Below are 17,256 nucleotides of genomic sequence, written 5' to 3' on the forward strand. Positions count from 1 at the left end.
CATGGAATGGACCAATGCAGTGGTGCAAGGCACTTTGCTGGGCGGGCTTTATGCGTTGTTTGCTGCCGGATTATCGTTGATTTTCGGGGTGATGCGGTTGGTCAACATCGCGCATGGCGATTTGATCGTGATGGCGGCCTATCTGGGGCTGACGGTGGTCACAATGCTGGGCCTGCACCCGTTGCTGGCGCTGGTGATCGTGGTGCCAGTGATGGCCGTGTTTGGCTATGTGCTGCAGCGTGCCGTGCTGAACCGAACGCTGGGCGATGATCTGTTGCCGCCGTTGTTGGTCAGCTTTGGCCTGTCGGTGATTTTGCAAAACGGGCTGTTGGAAATCTATACCGCCGACCCGCAAAAGATTAATGCAGGCGTGCTGGAAACGGCAAGCGTGCAGGTTGGTGGTTTGTCGCTGGGCGTGTTGCCGCTGTTAACCTTTGGTATCGCTGTCGCGGTGATTTGGGGCCTGCAATGGGTGTTTTACCACACCGCCCTTGGCCGCGCGTTTCGGGCAGTTTCCGATAACCCCGATATCGCGCAGCTTATGGGCCTGAACCGCCGCCACATCTTTGGCTTGGCGATGGCGCTGGCGCTGGCTGTAACGGCAGTGGCAGGGGTTTTGTTGGGCATCCGCACCAGCTTTGACCCATCCATCGGCGGTGGTCGCCTGATTTTCGGGTTTGAAGCGGTTATTATTGGCGGGCTGGGCAACCTGTGGGGCACCTTGGCGGGCGGCGTGATTTTGGGCGTGGCCCAAACATTGGGTGCCAAGATCGACCCGGGCTGGCAACTGCTTGCCGGTCACATCGCCTTTCTGGTCATTCTGGCCGTTCGCCCTAATGGTCTGTTCCCAAGGATATCAGCATGAACGCGCTTTATCACGTCACACGGTCCTCAAAAGCTGCGCAAATGGCTGCTATTTTCGGCGCGATTGGCCTTATTTTCCTGATTGCAGCGCCTTGGTGGGCAGGCAGCGCGATGATGCGGCTGTTGGGAGAAATCTTTCTTTACCTCGCGCTGGCAAGCCTTTGGAATTTGATGGCTGGTTATGCAGGGTTGGTCTCGGTCGGGCAGCAGGCCTTTGTTGGGTTTGGCGGGTATATGCTGTTTGCGATGACCATTGCGGGCGGGCTGTCGCCATTCGCAGCCATTGGTGTGGCGGGTGTTTTGGGTGGGCTGATCGCGGTGCCGGTCGCGCTGCTTATTTTCCGCCTGCGCGGTGCATATTTCGCAATTGGTACTTGGGTCATTGCCGAGGTGTTCCGCCTGTCTTTTGCCCAAGTATCCTCGCTTGGGGGTGGGTCTGGGTCATCCTTGCCGGTCGCCGTGGTCAGATCCCTTGCCGCAAATAAGGATGGGCGTGAGGCGGTCAGTTATTGGCTGGCCCTTGGTGCGGTGGTGGTGGTGATTGCTGCGGTCTACCTGTTCCTACGGTCGCGCAATGGACTGGCGCTGATGGCCATTCGTGACAATGAACTGGCGGCGGGGTCGCTGGGTATTGATATTTGGCGCACGAAATTTGTGGTTTATATCGTCACCGCCGCCCTGACATCGATGGTTGGCGCGCTGATTTTTCTGCAAAAATTGCGCATCTCGCCCGATGCCGCCTTTAGCGTGAATGACTGGACAGCTTTCGTGATTTTCATCGTCGTGATTGGCGGGATTGGCACTATCGAAGGCCCGATCATCGGCACCTTGGTCTTTTTCGCACTGCGCGAAACGTTGGCCGATTTGGGCACGGCTTACCTTATCATCCTCGGCTTTGTCGCGATTGTTGTGATGTTGAAAGCGCCCAAAGGCGTGTGGGGCCTGATCCGCGCGCGGTTTGATCTACAACTCTTCCCTCTCGGATATCGCGTTTCAAAGCGCATTCAAAAGAAAGGTGCCTGACCCATGGCCAAGCAAACGAAAACCATCATCACCTGCGCCATTACAGGGGCGATTCATACGCCGACAATGTCAGACGCCTTGCCGTATACGCCCGATGACATCGCGCAGCAGGCTGTAGAGGCTGCCGAGGCTGGCGCGTCGATTTTGCACCTGCATGCGCGGCGTGCCCATGATGGTGGTGTGTCGGTGAATATCGATGATTTTGCGGCCTTCCTGCCGCGCATCAAGCAAGCCACCGATGCTGTGGTGAACATTTCCACGGGCGGTAGTCTGACGCTGTCAATCGCCGACCGCGTGAAACCCGCCACCACGTTTTCGCCCGAGATGTGCAGCCTGAACATGGGTTCGATGAACTTTTCCTTTCATCCGCTTGCCAAACGCTATGACGAGTGGAAGTTTGATTGGGAAAAAGACTATGTCGAAAGCTCGGAAGGCAATATTTTCCGCAACACGTTCCGTGATATCCGCGAGGCGGCGGAAACATTGGCCCCGCATGACATTAAGTTCGAGCATGAATGCTATGACGTGGGCCACCTGTATAACCTGAAGTTCTGCATGGACACGGGCCTGTTCAAAGCGCCGATCTTTATTCAGTTCATCTTTGGCATCCTTGGCGGCATCGGCCCCGAAATTGACAACCTGATCTTTATGAAGCGCACAGCGGACCGGCTGTTTGGCGACAATTACCGCTGGTCCGTGTTGGGCGCTGGCGGTGCGCAAATGGGGCTTGCGACTGCGGCCAGCCAGATGGGCGGCAATATTCGCGTGGGGCTAGAGGATAGCTTGCTGATCAGCCGCGGCAAACTGGCGGAAAGTAACGCGCAGCAAGTCGCCAAAATTCGCCGCATCGTTGAAGATCTGGGCTGCACCGTGGCCACCCCGGATGAGGCCCGCGAAATTCTGGATCTGAAGGGCGGCGATAAGGTTAATTTCTAACACTGCGTTTTCTGAGACGGCGCTTGTCGATAGGTGTTATTTAAATAAAATTTGGCGGCGTCCTGTGAAAGGGCGCCGCTAAATTTCTTTATCTCTTGTGTTAACTGCGGCTGGATTGAACTTGCTTCTTTGGGCCAAAGACCTCCCACGCGACGATTGAGACCGCGAGGATTGCCCCGAAAATATTCACCATTCTGCCCCAGTCGATACCTTGGAGTGGTGTCATCAAAGATAGGGCTGCAAGGATGTGAATGCCGCGTGCAACCGGCCCAAGGCGGCGCAGACCGTAGCCAATGACGCCCGCCGCACCCAAAGACACGCCCGCAACGGCCATCGAGATATCAACCGCGATGAGCCAGGCCGGGCCTTCCAACAACAGGCTTGGCGATAAGACGAACAAAAACGGTATGACGAACACGGCCCAGCCGAAGCGAACCGCCTCAAACCCTGTGGCAAGGGGGTCTGCCCGCGCGATGCTGGCGGCGGCAAAGGCCCCGATTGCAACGGGGGGCGTGATCATCGACAGACAGCCAAAATAGAGGATGAACATATGGGCTGCCATCGGTGCTACGCCCATCTGAATGAGGGCTGGTGCAATAAGCGTTGCAAGAAGAATGTAGACGCCTGTTGTTGGCATTCCCATTCCCAAAACGATGCAGGCAGCCGCAGAAATAACAAGCAAGGCCATAAGGTTGCCGCCAGACAGCTTGACCATAGCAAGCGTTAGGCCAAACCCCAGACCCGTGTAGTTGAGAGTGGCAATAACAACCCCCGCAGCCGCCGCGACCATAAAGATATCAAGCACCTTTAGGCCCGTCTCACGAAAGATAGAGAACCAGTCCGCGAGGCCTGGGCGCTTGCCCCGAAAGCCGAAAATCGTAGCCGTCAGGAAAACGGAACAGGCTGCCAGCAGGGCGGCGGTTTCTGGGCGATACTTTAGGACAAACAGCACAATGATCAGCACGATGAAGGGGACAGGGAAATACCACCCCGCTTTAAGCAGCTTTCGTCCGTTTGGAATTTCACTGGGGTCAAGCCCTTTCATGTTGGCGCGTGCGGCCTCTAGGTCGGCCTGAATGAACAACGCGATGTAGAATAAAAGGGCCGGAACCAAGGCCGCCAGAGCAACGGCCGAATACTCGACCTGCAAGAACTCGGCCATCAAAAACGCCGTGACGCCCATCACGGGTGGCAACAACTGACCACCGGTCGAGGCAACAGCCTCAATCGCCCCTGCGAGCTGTGGCCTAAACCCCGCTTTTTTCATCATCGGGATGGTCACGACACCCGTGGTCACAACGTTGGCGACAACCGACCCCGATATAGAGCCAAAGAGCGAAGACCCCAAAATGGCGATTTTTGCCTGACCGCCGCGGTACTTACCCATCAAACAGGCTGATGCATCGGTAAAGAAATCTGCGCCGCCTGTTTTGAAAAGAACGGTTCCAAAGAAGACAAACGCCACAACAATGCTCGTCACGATTGTCAGAACGGGGCCAAGGATAGCCGTGGAATCCCATAGCAGAAAATAGATAAAGTGATCCGGAAGGATACGCCGTCCCGAAACCTCGGCTGGAAGCAGGTGGCCAACAAATGCCAGCACCAAAGAGCCGACGACGACCAAGGTAATGATCATCCCCGATGTGCGCCTTACGCCCTCTAACAACATTGCAAGCATGATGACTGCTGGGATTAACCCGTCAAGCGGGCGCTTTGCTGTCAATTGCGAGAGATCGGGAAAACGAACCATAACATATAAAGACAGCACACAGCCTATCACTGCTGCCAAGATGTCATACCACGGAACATGGCGCTGCCCTTGATTGAACTCATTCTCATCGCTGATTTCAGCACCTTTCGGCTTTGTCGCTGGAAGCAGCAGAAAGATTAGCGGAAAAGCAAACGCCAAGAGCAGCGCTATATACTGCTCTGTGTAGACGGCAATTCCCACCAATCGCAGTGCATCAGACGCCCAGATCAAAGCGATCAATGTCATCAGTGCGGCCATGGCATTCGTCAGTTTTGTCACCGAATTCTCCAGCAAATAGAGGCGTCGGAACCGAAATTCCGACGCTTGCTTAGGTTAAGGAATACCCTTTGCAGGGTCTAAGCTAGATCTTAAGGCCAGATCTTTTGTTCACGGTAAAACGCTTCGGCGCCGGGGTGATATGTGACGCCGCCATAAGGCTTGGCCATTTGGGCAGGGTCGAACAGGTCCAAACCGGGGAACACTTCAATAAGCGCGGCACGGTTTGCATAAATCGTTGCCGTCATTTCCTTTACAACAGCGTCTGGTACATTTGCATTCGCAAACAGAACCAAATCATTGGTCAGAACATATGTCGACTCTGCAAACCCGTCCAAGGCTGGATTGGCCTCAACCAGCATTGCATAGATTTCGGGGACGATGCTTTGCGCCTTGGCTAGGGATGCCTCATCCTTTGGAAATGGCAAAGCGCGGACGCCGCCAATGCTGGCCGCCACTTCTTTTACTTTGCCAGACCCAACAGCAAAATACATCGCGTCGATTTTACCTTCGCCCAGCAATGTCGCCGAGCCGGGAATGTTCTGGGTCGGCACGCATTCAAGGTCGCTCACCTCAATATCGGCGATAGCACGGACCACTTCAAGCATCGGGTTGCCTGAAACCTGTGCGGCGTATTCGCAAGGCATACGTTTGCCCTTCAGATCTGCCAAAGCTTTGATGTCCGAGTCTGCACGCACAAAGACCCCGCCGCGAAGCGCTGTCATACGCGCCACAATCCGCAGGTTGGATTGGGGGCCATTTGCGGCATAGTCATTGGTGCCCGCGACCGCAAAGATAACATCCGGAATGGTCGTAATGCCAAAGTCAGCAATACCTTCGTTAATATCTGTAAGCCCCGATGATTGCTGTGGTGTAATCACCGCGCGGACCCCGCCCGCATCGCCAAGGACCTTGCCAATGGCGGCCCCAGTCGAGTTGGTAAACCCGCCGGCTGCGGTGGTCACGATCGTAACGGTTTGCGCGCTGGCAGCTGATACAGCCGCCGTTGCAAGGGTTGCTGCAAGCATCCCGGCAAGTATTTTCTTCATTTTCATAGTCTCCTCCCTAAGGTTTCGCGAATCTGTGCGAACAGCATGTTGGCCCGCTGATCGCCCGCCCCATGCGTGATGAGGATCCGACACAAGAAACTTGACATGAAGTTTGCCATTTGCGCCAATCGGAATGCAGCGCATATCCATAGGTAAAGCTAATGGAATTTGCGCTGCCTTTGGTCATTAAAATCCTTGCAGTTGCGTTAACCGGCGCTGTTGTCAGCCGAGGCTGGTGGGCCGTATTCTGTGACCGTCTGGATTTGTGGTTCGCATGACATCATCAGGTCGAAATATCTGATCTCTGGCGGGTTGCCACCTGTCCGCGCCAAGACACCTTCGCGCCATTTGTCATCATGCGCGCGCTGTGCGGCTTCTTTCGAGGGCCAAAAGTAAACGGCGCCGCCATACTCGCCGTCGCGAATAAAATGCTTTGCAATCAGATCAGAATTGGCAAGCCAAGCCTGCGCGCCTTTCTGGGCGTCTGAATACTCTTGTTCAAAGGTAATCCCTTCGCGGTTTTTGATGATCACCAACTCGACTATCATCCAATGTCCTCCTGATTATCTTGTGTCAAACGCGCGCCACGAAACGCTTGGGGATACACCTATTTGCCAAGGCGTGCGGTCCATAGGCGCTCTACCTCGGGCCAATGCTTTTCGCCGGCCTGACGGGTTTTATCGGCGACTGCCTGCGGGATATGCTGGGCAATGGCGATGTCATAGCTTGGGCGCGCCTTCATACGGGCAAGCCAACCCACAATCTTTGAACTCTCATCACCCAAAAGGCCGGAAAACCCAAGCCGATCAAGGCGGTCGATGTAGGAGAGCAGCGCGATGTCAGAAATGCCGAACTCTGCAGCCGTTACCCACTTCCGGTCCGCCAAGGCAGTTTCCATATCTTTGAAAGCCCGTTGCAGCTGACCAAAGGCTTGGTTCACATAGGCAGAGTTTAACCCGTTAGCCAGCAATTCCTTGCGCTTCAATTGCGCGACGGGATCAGGCATTTTCGAAATGGACGCGGCAATTTCTTCGGACGTTTTGCTCGCCAAAATCTGGTCTCGCGCGCCAGTGCTAAAGGTTATCGTGTTGATCGCCGAGTGTATGGCCAATGTCCGCAGCAGCCAATGGCGCGCGGTCGTGGCTAGTTTGCGATCTTTGGGGATCAGCTTGCCGTCGTTGTAATAGGCATCCAGATATTCAAGGATGAGGCTGGATTCGACCACCACAAAACCATCATCAATAAGCGTTGGCACCACGCCATCGGGGTTAATCTGAAGGTAGCTTTCGCCATGTTGCTCGGATTTTGAGAAGTCGAGAATCTCGCTCTCATAATCGAGGCCAATTTCGGCCATTCCAAGGCGGACCTTGATGGAACAAACGCTTGTCGGTGTGTGGTATAGTTTCAGCATAAGGCCATCCAATGCGGTGTGAAGTCGTGGGTTCTATGGGAAAGGGCAATCTTGTCGCACGGCACATCACAAGTTTACTGCTTGCGAAATGCCGTGTTGGTTTCGTCTAAGTGTTAGCGCGTTTTCGCTAAAACTAACATGGCTTTATCAGTTGCGGGCATATCGCCCAACCAGACTGGTCGCGCCAAGGGTATGCCCAGCCAGTGCCGCAAACAAGGCGTCGCGGGTCAGGCCCGGTGCCAAAGCGTCCGGTGCCAGATCGGTCGCAATCAGAATGAATTCATAATGATGCGGCACATCGCCAACATCGGGGCAGGGGCCAAGATAGGTTGGGTTTTTGATGACATTTGTGCCGCCAATATAGGCGTTATCAACGGCTGGGTTGCTTGCCACCCCTTCGGCCAATGAGGATGTTTGCGGAGAAATGCCATAAGCGACCCAATGCGTAATGCTCAAGCCATGCCCCCCAACGGCATCATGCACAACCATGGCAAAGGATTGCGTGGCTTCGGGGGCGTTCGACCATTCCAGCGCAGGCGAGATATTTTCGCCATCGCAATTGCGCGGCCCGCCCTTTCCGGCATGTTTGCTGCTCAGAATGTCATTATCGGCAAAGGCCGGCGATGTCAGGGCAAAGCCTTCGGCCGAGAGCGCCGCCACAGGCATCAGCCCGCAAGCTGCTACCGCCGATACGGCAAGCATCTTCTTTACAGTCGCGTTCATCATAGTTTCCTCCGGTTGGATAAAGTGTATTGCGCCGCTTTTCTGGCTACAGCTCAAAAATCTTTTTCTCGGTTTTGTGCAGGCAGGCACTCGGCCCGCCAGCTTCGATCATGTAATTGTCACAGATCACAGCAAACACACGACCATCATCATACCCAGGATGCACCGCCAGCAGCATACCTTCGGCCAATGGCAGGGTTTCATCTTGGCGGATCAGTGGTCGTTCCACCATTTCACAGCCTTGCCCATGCGCGTAAAGGCGGGTTTCCTCGGGCAAGCCATGATCGGCCATCCATGTGTTGTGCTTGGCAAAAATCTCAGCAGGGTTCGCGCCGGGTTTCATCAGTGAGAGGGAATAGTCTTGGGCATCCAGCACGTTTTGAAAGGCCTGCAACAGATGATCATCCGCCGCTCCGAGAACCATCGTGCGGGCAATCTCTAGATAGATGCCGCCCGGACCGTTGATTTCGATTAGCATGGAGAGGTGGTCGCCCTGTGCCAGTTCCCGATCTTGGAAATGCCGCCCCATAAAACGCGAAGGTGTGCCCATCTTTGCCGAACACCCAAGGAAAATGCCCTGATCACTGCCAAGACGGCGACCTACAGCCTCGGCATGGGCCATTACATCGCGGTCATTCAGGCCGGGGTGGATAAAATCGCAGACCTCGGCAAAAACCTGATCTTGCAGCGCAGCCGTTGCTTTGATCAGCTCAACCTCTTCGGTGCTTTTGATCGCTTTGACATGGTCCATCTCATCCGTGATGTCTTTCACAGTGGCTTGGGGCAGGCGGTCGCCCAGCATTTTTACCAGCGAATGCGGCATCGCGGCGCTTGCAAGCAAACCAATGGTTTTGACGCCGTGCTTTGTTAGGTCTTCGACAGTCAATTCCGCGTCATAATCAAGCGATTGTAGAATAGACACAAAGGACGGTGTGCCCAAAACCTTGCCAACACCGCGCAAATCCGCATGCGTGGCAGCCAGATCGCGCACCGCCCCAAAGGCCCCCATTTCCACAACAGTCATTGGGGCATCGGCATAAAAGATCACGGTCTTTGGATAGCCGTTCAGGGCAGGAACATCCGTGAACCAGCGCACATAACCGCCCATCCAATCCTCACGTGCGTGCATGATTATGGCATCTACGCCCGTTTTTTGCATGACTTGGCGGGCTACGTCCCAGCGGCGGGCCATTTCAGCATTCGAGACAGGGGAAATCGTGGTCATATCATTCTCTTTCAATTGCGTTTTACCAAGCCGTTCAGGCCCGAGGGCCCGCTGGTGGCAAAGGCGTTCAGGTTGCGGGCCACCAACGGCAGTGCTTGCTGTTTATAGATGTCGGCCATGCCACCGATATGCGGTGTGACAAGAATGTTTGGCGCCGCCCAAAGCGGATCACTTTCAGGAAGCGGTTCTTTGGCGAACACGTCCAGACCTGCGCCTGCGATGTCGCCGTTCTGCAATGCGGCCAGCAGCGCGGCCTCATCCACACATCCGCCACGGGACAGGTTGATCAAATAGGAATGCGCAGGCATGGCATCAAACACTTGGGCGTCAATGATATGATGTGTCTTGGCGTCATACGGCGTCAGCGCGATTAGAAAGTCACACTCTGCCGCGGCTGATAAAAGCGCGTCGCGTTTGACCATTTTGTCGAAATTCGGTGCCGTAGCGCGGCCATCCGAAACGCCAATGATTGTCATATCAAACGCCTTGCAGCGTTTTGCCAGTCCTTCGGCGATAGCCCCCACACCAACAACCGTTACGGTCTTGTTAAACAACAACCGTTGCGGCCAGCGCTCCCATTTCTTTTGGTCTTGGTTGCGCTGCATACGTGGTGCATCGCGGTTCAGGCTTAACATCATCAGGAACGCGAGTTCGGACATTTGTGGCCCGTGAAATCCGTTGCAATTGGACAACGTCACGTCCGCGCGTAGGGCTGGCATGGCAAGCAGATTGTCGACACCCGCAGTCAGGGCCTGCACCCATTCCAGGCGCGATGCGGCGGCGATCAAATTTTGATCGAGATAAGGCGCAAGCCCGATGATGATATCAGCTTTTGCGGCATGGTTAAGGGCGGCCTCGCTATCGGTTGCAGGGATATAGGTGTATTGTGGGCAAAGTTCGCGAAGCTGCCCCGCATACCAATCTGCATCCACGTCGCGGATAAGAACGGTTTTGTTGAAAGCGTTGCTCATGTGCGTACAACCGATCTGCCAGCCAATCTGGGGGCGCTTGCTGCACAATCAATCGCGTTATGGCTTTGGCGAGTGCCACATATTCTAAAATCCACGCTATCCTCCCGAAATGTGGTACTTCTGTCTGGCAAAGAAGCAGACTTAACCAGAGCCTTGTTGGTGACCTGCCAAAGCTGTGAAATCGTCTGATCCTGGTCCAACGCATGAAACTTGACATGAAGCGAAGTATTTGCGCCAATAGAAATATTGCTCATTTCCATAAGTAGAACCAATGAACCTTGAGTCGCGTCAACTTCGTCATCTCGCCGCAATCGGGCGTCATGGAACCTTTGTCAGTGCGGCAAAGGCTTTGGGCATGTCGCAACCGGCGTTGTCCCTGAGCATTCAGCGGCTTGAAGATATTCTAAAGGTGCCTCTTGTCGAACGCGGTAGAAATGGCGCGATATTGACCGAGGCGGGCCGTTTGCTGGCCTGTCGGTCCGAGGAAATGGATGAAACGATTGCAGCCGTTGTTCGGGAAATCGAGCTGACGTCGCAGGGCATCAAAGGCAAACTGCGCATCGGTGGTACGCCTCTGGCCACGCACAACATCATTCCGGCAACAATTTCCCTTATTCTAGAGCAGACCAAAGACGTCGCTTTTGAGATTGTCGAAGCTACGGATGAGGACCTTCTGGACTTGCTGGACCGAGGGTTGCTTGATCTTGTCATCTGTGCCGGTGCGCAATTCGAAAATGATGCGGCCCATTCTTTCACGCCGCTGTTTGAGGCAAAAACCGTCGTTGCCATGCGCAGCGACAACCCGCTTGCCAAACACAGCAGCCTGTCGCTTGACGCGTTGCAAGATGAAATGTGGGCATTGCCACCCAGTGGTGGCACGTTTCGCAAGCAAATAGAGGCGCTTTATGTGACGAACGGGTGGACGTTTCCAAAGCGGGTCATCCAAACCGCATCTATTGCAACCTTGCTAAAGATAGTAAGGTTGACCGATGCGATCTCGCTTTTGTCTGAGCAACTTATCCTTGATGAATTAGAGCTGGGGTTGATGAAGTGCATCAAGCTCAATCACCCACTCGCCCCAAGGGTCTTTGGTGTTTTGACGCGCAACGACCGGATGCAAAGCAATTTGGCGAACCTGTTTTGTAAAACAGTCATCGAGCAGGTTGGCATTCAGCAGGGCCCGCCTAAACGGCAGACACCCTAAAGCGGCTTGCCATCATTGGACGGCAAGCCAAGATATGCACGGGACGTGATCTTGTTGCGCTAGGCGGTGGCCTGCGGGTCATCCCAGACGCCGATGATAATACCCACCGCATTCTCTTTGGTGCGCATGTTGATCACCTGCTCGTCCGTCATCGCCGTGCGGTTCTTACGGTTGATAAGCCTGTCCGTCAGGCGGCGGTGCATGGTTTGACGGATGCTCTCATGGGCCGGATCGCGCCCGAGGTCGTTAAACTCATCCGGGTCTTCGATAAGATTGAATAGCTGCGGTGGGAAGCCTTTGAAGTGAACGTATTTCCATTCATCGGTTCGCAACATATAGGCGCGCGCATCCGAGGCCCCCAGATCCAATGCCTGACGCGCAGTATAAAAGGCGTAGTCGATTTCAGAGAATGCGTCATCGCGCCAATCATCCGGCGTCGCACCCTGTAGCAAAGGCATCAGGGAGTGGCCTTCCAGCCTGTGGTATTGGGGCGGCGCACCGGCAGCTTCCATAAAGGTTGGCACCAGATCTATGGCTTCGACAAACGCATCCGAGGCGGTGCCGCGCGTTGCATCCGCCTCTGGACGTGGATCAAAGATAATCATGGGGACGCGCACCGATTGCTCATGGAACAGCTCTTTTTCGCCCATCCAGTGATCGCCAAGGTAGTCACCATGATCGGATGTGACCACGATCATGGTCTGATCCATCTTGTTCGTTTTTTCTAGCCAGTCAAAAAGCTGACCCAGATGGTCATCGATTTGTTTGATCAGCCCCATATAGGCAGGTAGCACGACCTCACGCACACCATCGCGTGAAAAGGTTTCGCTGACCTCCATATCCATGAAAGCACCGTAAACGGGGTTCGGATCTTGCTTTTCGTGGGCGGCGCGCTTGATGGGCAAAAAGGTCTCGGGGCCGTACATGTTGTGGTAGGGCGCGGGGGCCATATAGGGCCAGTGCGGCTTGATAAAGCTAAGGTGGCACAGCCACGGCATATCGCCCATTTCGGTGATGAACTCTTTGGCCCGCATGGTCATATAGGCAGTCTCAGAGTGCTCTTCTTTCACGCGCGCGGGCAGGTTGGAGTTTTTCAGATACCAGCCCGACAGTATTTCGCCTTTCGGGCCATCGGCGGCATTGGCGTAATCGTTCCAAGGGTTTTCGCCCTCATACCCCAAAGACCGGAGCCAATCATTATAGCGCAGCTTGCCGCCACGTTTGGCAAGGCCTTTGTTTGGGTGCAGCCCGTCATCACGTTCATACGGGTCAAACCCCGGCTGGCTAACCATACAGCCGATATCTGTTGTCTTATTCAACCCCAGCCGTGCCATGCCTTCGATATCAGCGGTCATGTGGGTTTTGCCGACGACAGCGGTGGTCATGCCAAGGGGGCGCAAATAGTCGCCAATTGTCAGCTCGCCAATTGGCAGCGGCACTTGGTTCCATGTCGCCCCGTGGCTGAACACTGTCCGGCCCGTATAATAGGATGCCCGCGACGGCCCGCAAACCGGCGATTGCACATAGGCCCGATCAAACCGAACGCCTTTTGCCGCAAGGCGGTCGATATTCGGCGTTTTCAGGTGCGGATGGCCATAGCAAGATAGGTAGTCCCAACGCAGTTGGTCAGCCATGATAAACAGGATGTTCTTGATATTTGCCATAATCTATCTCGTAATTGACGGTAGAAGTGTTGCGATCTGGGGCACAAAATAGACAGCCAGCAGACCAATAAAGAGCGCGGCAATATACGGCAGCACCCCATGAAAGATTTCAGCCAGACGCACCTGCGGCAGCACTGACTTGACGACAAACACATTCATCCCGATCGGTGGTGTGATTAGGCCAATCTCGGTAACCAAAACGACGATGATGCCGAACCAGATCATATCAACATTTGACGCATAGAGCGCGGGCAGGAACACCGGTACCAGCAGAACGATGATGCCGATCGTTTCAAACACCATACCCATCAGCAAGGCGATGACGCAGATGAACGCGACCAAACCAGCCGGGCTAAGGTTCCATTCATCGACAAAGTCGAGCAAGTCATACGGCAGCCCCGAAAGGTTGACGAATTGGGTGAAAACAACAGCGCCCAGCAAGACGATGAATATCTTGGCTGTCGTCATTGCCGCATCGACAAGGCAGTCCCGCCAGTCGGTCAGGCTGCGCAAATGGCCGCGCAGGAATGAGATGGCCGCCGCACCACACGCGCCGATGCCAGAGGCCTCGGTCGCGGTGAAGACGCCGCCGTAAATACCGCCCAGCACGATCACGAACAGCACCAACACGGGCGTTGTGCCACGCAATGCCGCACGTTTGCGATCTGTCGGGAGCTCGGCCGCTGCTGGCGCAGAGTCCGGGTTCAGGCGAACCGTTATCACAACTGTCAACAAGAACAGGATCACCAGAAGGATGCCGGGCAATATGCCTGCAATGAACAACTGGCCAATATCTTGCTCGGAAATGATGCCATAAATGACAAGTGGCACAGAGGGCGGGATCATGATCCCGAGCGTGCCACCCGCAGCGATTGTTCCGGCAGCAAGCCTGTCAGAATAGTTATAGGCCTTCATCTGTGGCATGGCCACCTTCGACATGGTTGCCGCTGTTGCCAGTGTTGAGCCGCATACAGCCGAAAAGCCACCGCAAGCCACAACCGTTGCTAGCGCCAGCCCGCCTTTGTACTTGCCCAGCCCCATTGACGCCGCATCATAAAGATCGGTGCTAACGCCCGACCGATAGATAAAGACGCCCATAAGGATGAACAGCGGGATCACAGACAGGTTGTAGTTCTGCGAATCCTCCATAACTTGCTGCGCGACCATTGTCAGGGATGCCGTCCAACCCCGTTCAAGGCCAAAGCCGACAAACCCGACCATCAGCGTGGCAAACCCCACGCGAAAGCCCCAAAAGCACAAGGTCAAAAGTACGGCAAAGCCGAGCAAAGCCGTCATCATAGTGCATCTGCCTTTTTCTGTTTTCCAAGGTCCAAGATCTTGAGCGCCACGCCCGTGACCTGCGAAATGACGCTGATGACCGCCAAGACAGCCACAGTCCCCGTCACATAATAAACCGGCATTTCAAGCACGACGGTCAGCTTGTTGTATTCATAGGATTCCAGCGCCTGCGTGAACAGGACCACGGCGATCAATGACATACATGCGACCGAGAAAATCTGGATGCTCACCTCATAGGCAAGAGGGCCAACAAGGTTTCGCGCTGGGCTCTCGAAAAGCTCGACCACGATATGATCATCGCGGGCGTTGATAACGCCGAGACCGGAAAAGATCGACAACGCCAGCAGCGCCGCGACAATTTCGGTCCCGCCGAAAATCGGTTTGTGGAAAACATAGCGCCCGATCACATCGGCAAATGTCACGACCATCATGATCAGGATTACGGCGCTTGAAATCGTCTCAAGTATCCAAATCGCTTTGTTAAGAACGGTCCTAATGCCGGGCGATGTTTCGGGCGCGCTGCTCATTTTGAAAGCTCAGCTGCGCGTTGCAGATAGAAGGCCAGCGCCGCATCGGCATCAATGCCAGCCGCTTTGCTTTTTGCCTTCCAAGCATCGGTTACGATTGTGGCACGTTCGACCAGTGCAGCCTCAAGCGCAGGATCGGCATCAACAACTTTGATTCCTTTTGCCTCAAATGTGTCGTACACATCGTCGGCCTTTTCCCACAGGTCAGCTGCAGCAGCCCCAACTTTGTCTTGGCTGATCGCCCGAATGGCGGCTTGGTCTTCTGGTGAAATCTCGGCCCATTTGTCTTTGTTGACGAAGAACGAGAACGTGGTCCGGTATATAGAAGACGAGAAGCGGGTCATCGACTTGGTGTAAGGCAGGACCTGGAAAGAGGTCAAACCTTCGCCGTTCAGGCCGATATGGCTGTCTACCACGCCGTTGGAGATAACTTCGTTAGATTGCACCGCAGGGGTGGAAACCACGCCAGCGCCCAGTTCTTTGGCCATGTTAGCCAGTGGCCCTGGCAGCGCCCAAATTTTGCGGGACTTAAAGTCGTCCAAGGTAACGATCGGGGTATCGGTGTCTGAGAAAAGACTGCCCGATGTAATGACCCACTGCGCCAAAAGCTCTACGCTGTCGAACTCATCAGGATAGAACTTTTGGTTGGTTTCCCATGCCGCCTGCGTAAGGGCGACAGCACTGCCATTACCGGCAAAGGGCTGCATCGCCGTCAAGGCGCCGTTTACACGGTTGCCAATAAGGCCGTTGAACTGCACCGCAGCGTCAACCACGCCTTTTTCGACGGAATTCAACTGTTCTGGTGGTGGGGCCACGGATTTTGGCGGAATGTTCCCAACAACGCGGCCCTCGGTGACTTTTTCAACCTCTGCAAGCCAGCCTGGCAACACGTCAGCACAGACAAAGTGTTGTGGCGCCCAAAAGCAGTTTACGACAAGGCGGGTCTTGGCCATGGCCGCGGCCGGTATGATGGATGTCATTGCTGCCGCTGCAAAGCCGGCAACCCATAGATTAGCTTTCATGATGTCCTCCCAAACATAGTGATCAGGGATCATTGACGAATTAAATATATCAGTCCAATAGTATATTGGTAATATAATATGTGATCCTGATATGTTCATCGACCCCCGACACCTAGAGCAGCTTTCGGTCATCGTGGTCTCGGGCACCTTGCGCGAAGCCGCCAGGCAGTTGGGCACATCGCAACCTGCCTTAAGTCGGATGATCAGCAATCTTGAAACGCGTGCGGGGATGCTGCTGTTTGAGCGGTCCAGCCGCCCCCTTAGGCCGACCGCGCTAGGGGCCGAGCTGGCCAATCAAGGGCGTGCCATCAGAACAGCGCGCCTAAGGGCCGCTGAAATGGTCGACTTCGGCACGCGGGGGATTTTTGGCGTTCTTAAAATTGGCGCGCCGCCATTCTTATGTGAGCGTCTAGTGTCCGAGGCCATTGCAAGTTTCATCCTTGAACGCCCCGAGATCCGGATTGACCTTGTGCCCGATTATCTGGCCGGGTTGCACGAGCGTATTTTTCAAAACCAGATCGACATCATCATTGGCCCTGCAAAGTTTGTTGAGGCCGGAAATCCCGAATTTTATCTGGAACCGCTGTTCTCGGATGCACATGTTATCGTGGGCAGCGCCAAGCATCGCCTGATCGGGACCCCAAAGGTATCGGTGGCTGACCTCGCCGATGCCAAATGGATAGGTCACTCAGACCGGAGCCTGTTGCGATACGACATGGAAGAGGTGCTAAAGGTAATGGGCATCCGAAATCTGCGGTTGGCCTTTCAAAGCGAGTCGGCGGGCGCCGTGATCGAATTGCTGCGAAGTACTGACTGCCTAACGATGTTGCCCCGCTATGCTGTTCGGGCGAACGCACATGATGGGCTGGCGATCCTCCAAATCACCCTGCCAGCCCGGGAACAGGTTGTAAGCATGATCACGCTTGCCGACCGTGAGCAAAGCAAACTGACGTCTGACTTCAAATCCCATTTGCGCAACTATGTGAAAACGCGATTCCAGCACGCGTGACCAGATTTCGTACAGGATTGGGGCATTGCCTGTGCCCAGAGGCCTCCTGTTTTTGCGAATCTTTTGGGGATTCGGTTTAGATTCGGGCGGTTTGTGTGTTTGCGGGTTTTTTTGGGTGTTGATTTTTGGGTTTTGTTTGTCGGCGGTGCGGAATTTTTCTCAATAAACATTGGGTGAAACAGAAAAATGACGGTTGAAGTGATTTTTGTGCTTGCGGCCAGTGAAGTGTTTACCTAAAAGCTGCCTTACCGGAACGAAGACGGTTGGAAACGATCTGAAGCGTGACGGCGAGGAACTGGAAAG

Annotated in this window: 16 protein-coding genes; 5 read left to right on the forward strand and 11 right to left on the reverse strand. The window is 54.7% G+C overall.

The window, feature by feature from the left end; genetic code table 11:
• Position 1: 1 nt before the first annotated feature.
• Genes ACEN2J_RS08535 through ACEN2J_RS08545 form a run of 3 tightly spaced genes read left to right on the forward strand, consistent with a single transcriptional unit; the run spans position 2 to position 2,823 of the window.
• The gene (locus ACEN2J_RS08535) at positions 2–865 is read left to right on the forward strand and encodes a branched-chain amino acid ABC transporter permease (RefSeq protein WP_442104958.1); all 864 of its coding nucleotides are present in this window, start codon (positions 2–4) and stop codon (positions 863–865) included.
• Positions 862–1,887, forward strand: coding sequence for a branched-chain amino acid ABC transporter permease (locus ACEN2J_RS08540; protein WP_442104959.1), 1,026 nt, complete (start codon positions 862–864; stop codon positions 1,885–1,887). Before ACEN2J_RS08535 ends, ACEN2J_RS08540 begins: the two co-directional genes overlap by 4 nt.
• Positions 1,888–1,890: 3 nt before the next feature.
• Positions 1,891–2,823, forward strand: coding sequence for a 3-keto-5-aminohexanoate cleavage protein (locus ACEN2J_RS08545; RefSeq protein ID WP_442104961.1), 933 nt, complete (start codon positions 1,891–1,893; stop codon positions 2,821–2,823).
• Positions 2,824–2,923: 100 nt separating this feature from the next.
• Here the strand turns inward: ACEN2J_RS08545 and ACEN2J_RS08550 are convergent, their stop codons facing one another.
• The 7 genes from ACEN2J_RS08550 to ACEN2J_RS08580 form a co-directional block, all read right to left on the reverse strand.
• Complete coding sequence (locus ACEN2J_RS08550) at positions 2,924–4,852, reverse strand: TRAP transporter permease (RefSeq protein ID WP_442104963.1); 1,929 nt, start codon at positions 4,850–4,852, stop codon at positions 2,924–2,926.
• An 89-nt stretch (positions 4,853–4,941) separates the two neighbouring features.
• A complete protein-coding gene (locus ACEN2J_RS08555) occupies positions 4,942–5,904 on the reverse strand; it encodes a TAXI family TRAP transporter solute-binding subunit (protein WP_442104964.1) in 963 nt (320 codons plus the stop codon).
• A 200-nt stretch (positions 5,905–6,104) separates the two neighbouring features.
• Positions 6,105–6,446 (reverse strand): hypothetical protein, encoded by a 342-nt coding sequence (locus tag ACEN2J_RS08560; protein WP_442104965.1) that lies wholly within the window; start codon positions 6,444–6,446, stop codon positions 6,105–6,107.
• Positions 6,447–6,505: 59 nt separating this feature from the next.
• Complete coding sequence (locus ACEN2J_RS08565) at positions 6,506–7,309, reverse strand: glutathione S-transferase family protein (protein WP_442104967.1); 804 nt, start codon at positions 7,307–7,309, stop codon at positions 6,506–6,508.
• 147 nt (positions 7,310–7,456) lie between these two features.
• Complete coding sequence (locus ACEN2J_RS08570; protein ID WP_442104969.1) at positions 7,457–8,032, reverse strand: YbhB/YbcL family Raf kinase inhibitor-like protein; 576 nt, start codon at positions 8,030–8,032, stop codon at positions 7,457–7,459.
• A 46-nt stretch (positions 8,033–8,078) separates the two neighbouring features.
• Positions 8,079–9,257, reverse strand: coding sequence for a M24 family metallopeptidase (locus ACEN2J_RS08575; protein WP_442104971.1), 1,179 nt, complete (start codon positions 9,255–9,257; stop codon positions 8,079–8,081).
• An 11-nt stretch (positions 9,258–9,268) separates the two neighbouring features.
• Positions 9,269–10,228, reverse strand: coding sequence for a D-2-hydroxyacid dehydrogenase (locus ACEN2J_RS08580; protein WP_442104972.1), 960 nt, complete (start codon positions 10,226–10,228; stop codon positions 9,269–9,271).
• 271 nt (positions 10,229–10,499) lie between these two features.
• Between ACEN2J_RS08580 and ACEN2J_RS08585 the strand changes: the two genes are divergently transcribed.
• The gene (locus tag ACEN2J_RS08585; protein WP_442104974.1) at positions 10,500–11,432 is read left to right on the forward strand and encodes a LysR family transcriptional regulator; all 933 of its coding nucleotides are present in this window, start codon (positions 10,500–10,502) and stop codon (positions 11,430–11,432) included.
• Between the two features lie 59 nt (positions 11,433–11,491).
• Here the strand turns inward: ACEN2J_RS08585 and ACEN2J_RS08590 are convergent, their stop codons facing one another.
• From ACEN2J_RS08590 to ACEN2J_RS08605, 4 genes are read right to left on the reverse strand one after another with little or no spacing between them, the layout of a single operon-like run.
• Positions 11,492–13,096 carry an alkaline phosphatase family protein gene (locus tag ACEN2J_RS08590; RefSeq protein ID WP_442104976.1) on the reverse strand — a complete coding sequence of 535 codons (1,605 nt, stop codon included), beginning with the start codon at positions 13,094–13,096 and terminating at the stop codon, positions 11,492–11,494.
• A gap of 3 nt (positions 13,097–13,099) precedes the next feature.
• Positions 13,100–14,395: a TRAP transporter large permease gene (locus tag ACEN2J_RS08595; RefSeq protein WP_442104977.1), complete on the reverse strand. Its 1,296-nt coding sequence runs from the start codon at positions 14,393–14,395 to the stop codon at positions 13,100–13,102.
• On the reverse strand, positions 14,392–14,922 hold the full coding sequence (locus ACEN2J_RS08600; RefSeq protein WP_442104979.1) for a TRAP transporter small permease: 531 nt from the start codon (positions 14,920–14,922) through the stop codon (positions 14,392–14,394). The genes ACEN2J_RS08595 and ACEN2J_RS08600 overlap by 4 nt, the downstream gene beginning before the upstream one ends.
• A complete protein-coding gene (locus tag ACEN2J_RS08605; protein WP_442104981.1) occupies positions 14,919–15,944 on the reverse strand; it encodes a hypothetical protein in 1,026 nt (341 codons plus the stop codon). The genes ACEN2J_RS08600 and ACEN2J_RS08605 overlap by 4 nt, the downstream gene beginning before the upstream one ends.
• 91 nt (positions 15,945–16,035) lie before the next feature.
• Between ACEN2J_RS08605 and ACEN2J_RS08610 the strand changes: the two genes are divergently transcribed.
• Positions 16,036–16,953, forward strand: coding sequence for a LysR family transcriptional regulator (locus ACEN2J_RS08610; protein WP_442104982.1), 918 nt, complete (start codon positions 16,036–16,038; stop codon positions 16,951–16,953).
• The last annotated feature ends 303 nt before the right edge of the window (positions 16,954–17,256 follow it).

This window comes from Pseudorhodobacter sp. W20_MBD10_FR17, assembly GCF_052119765.1.
Taxonomy (GTDB): Bacteria; Pseudomonadota; Alphaproteobacteria; order Rhodobacterales; family Rhodobacteraceae; genus Pseudorhodobacter.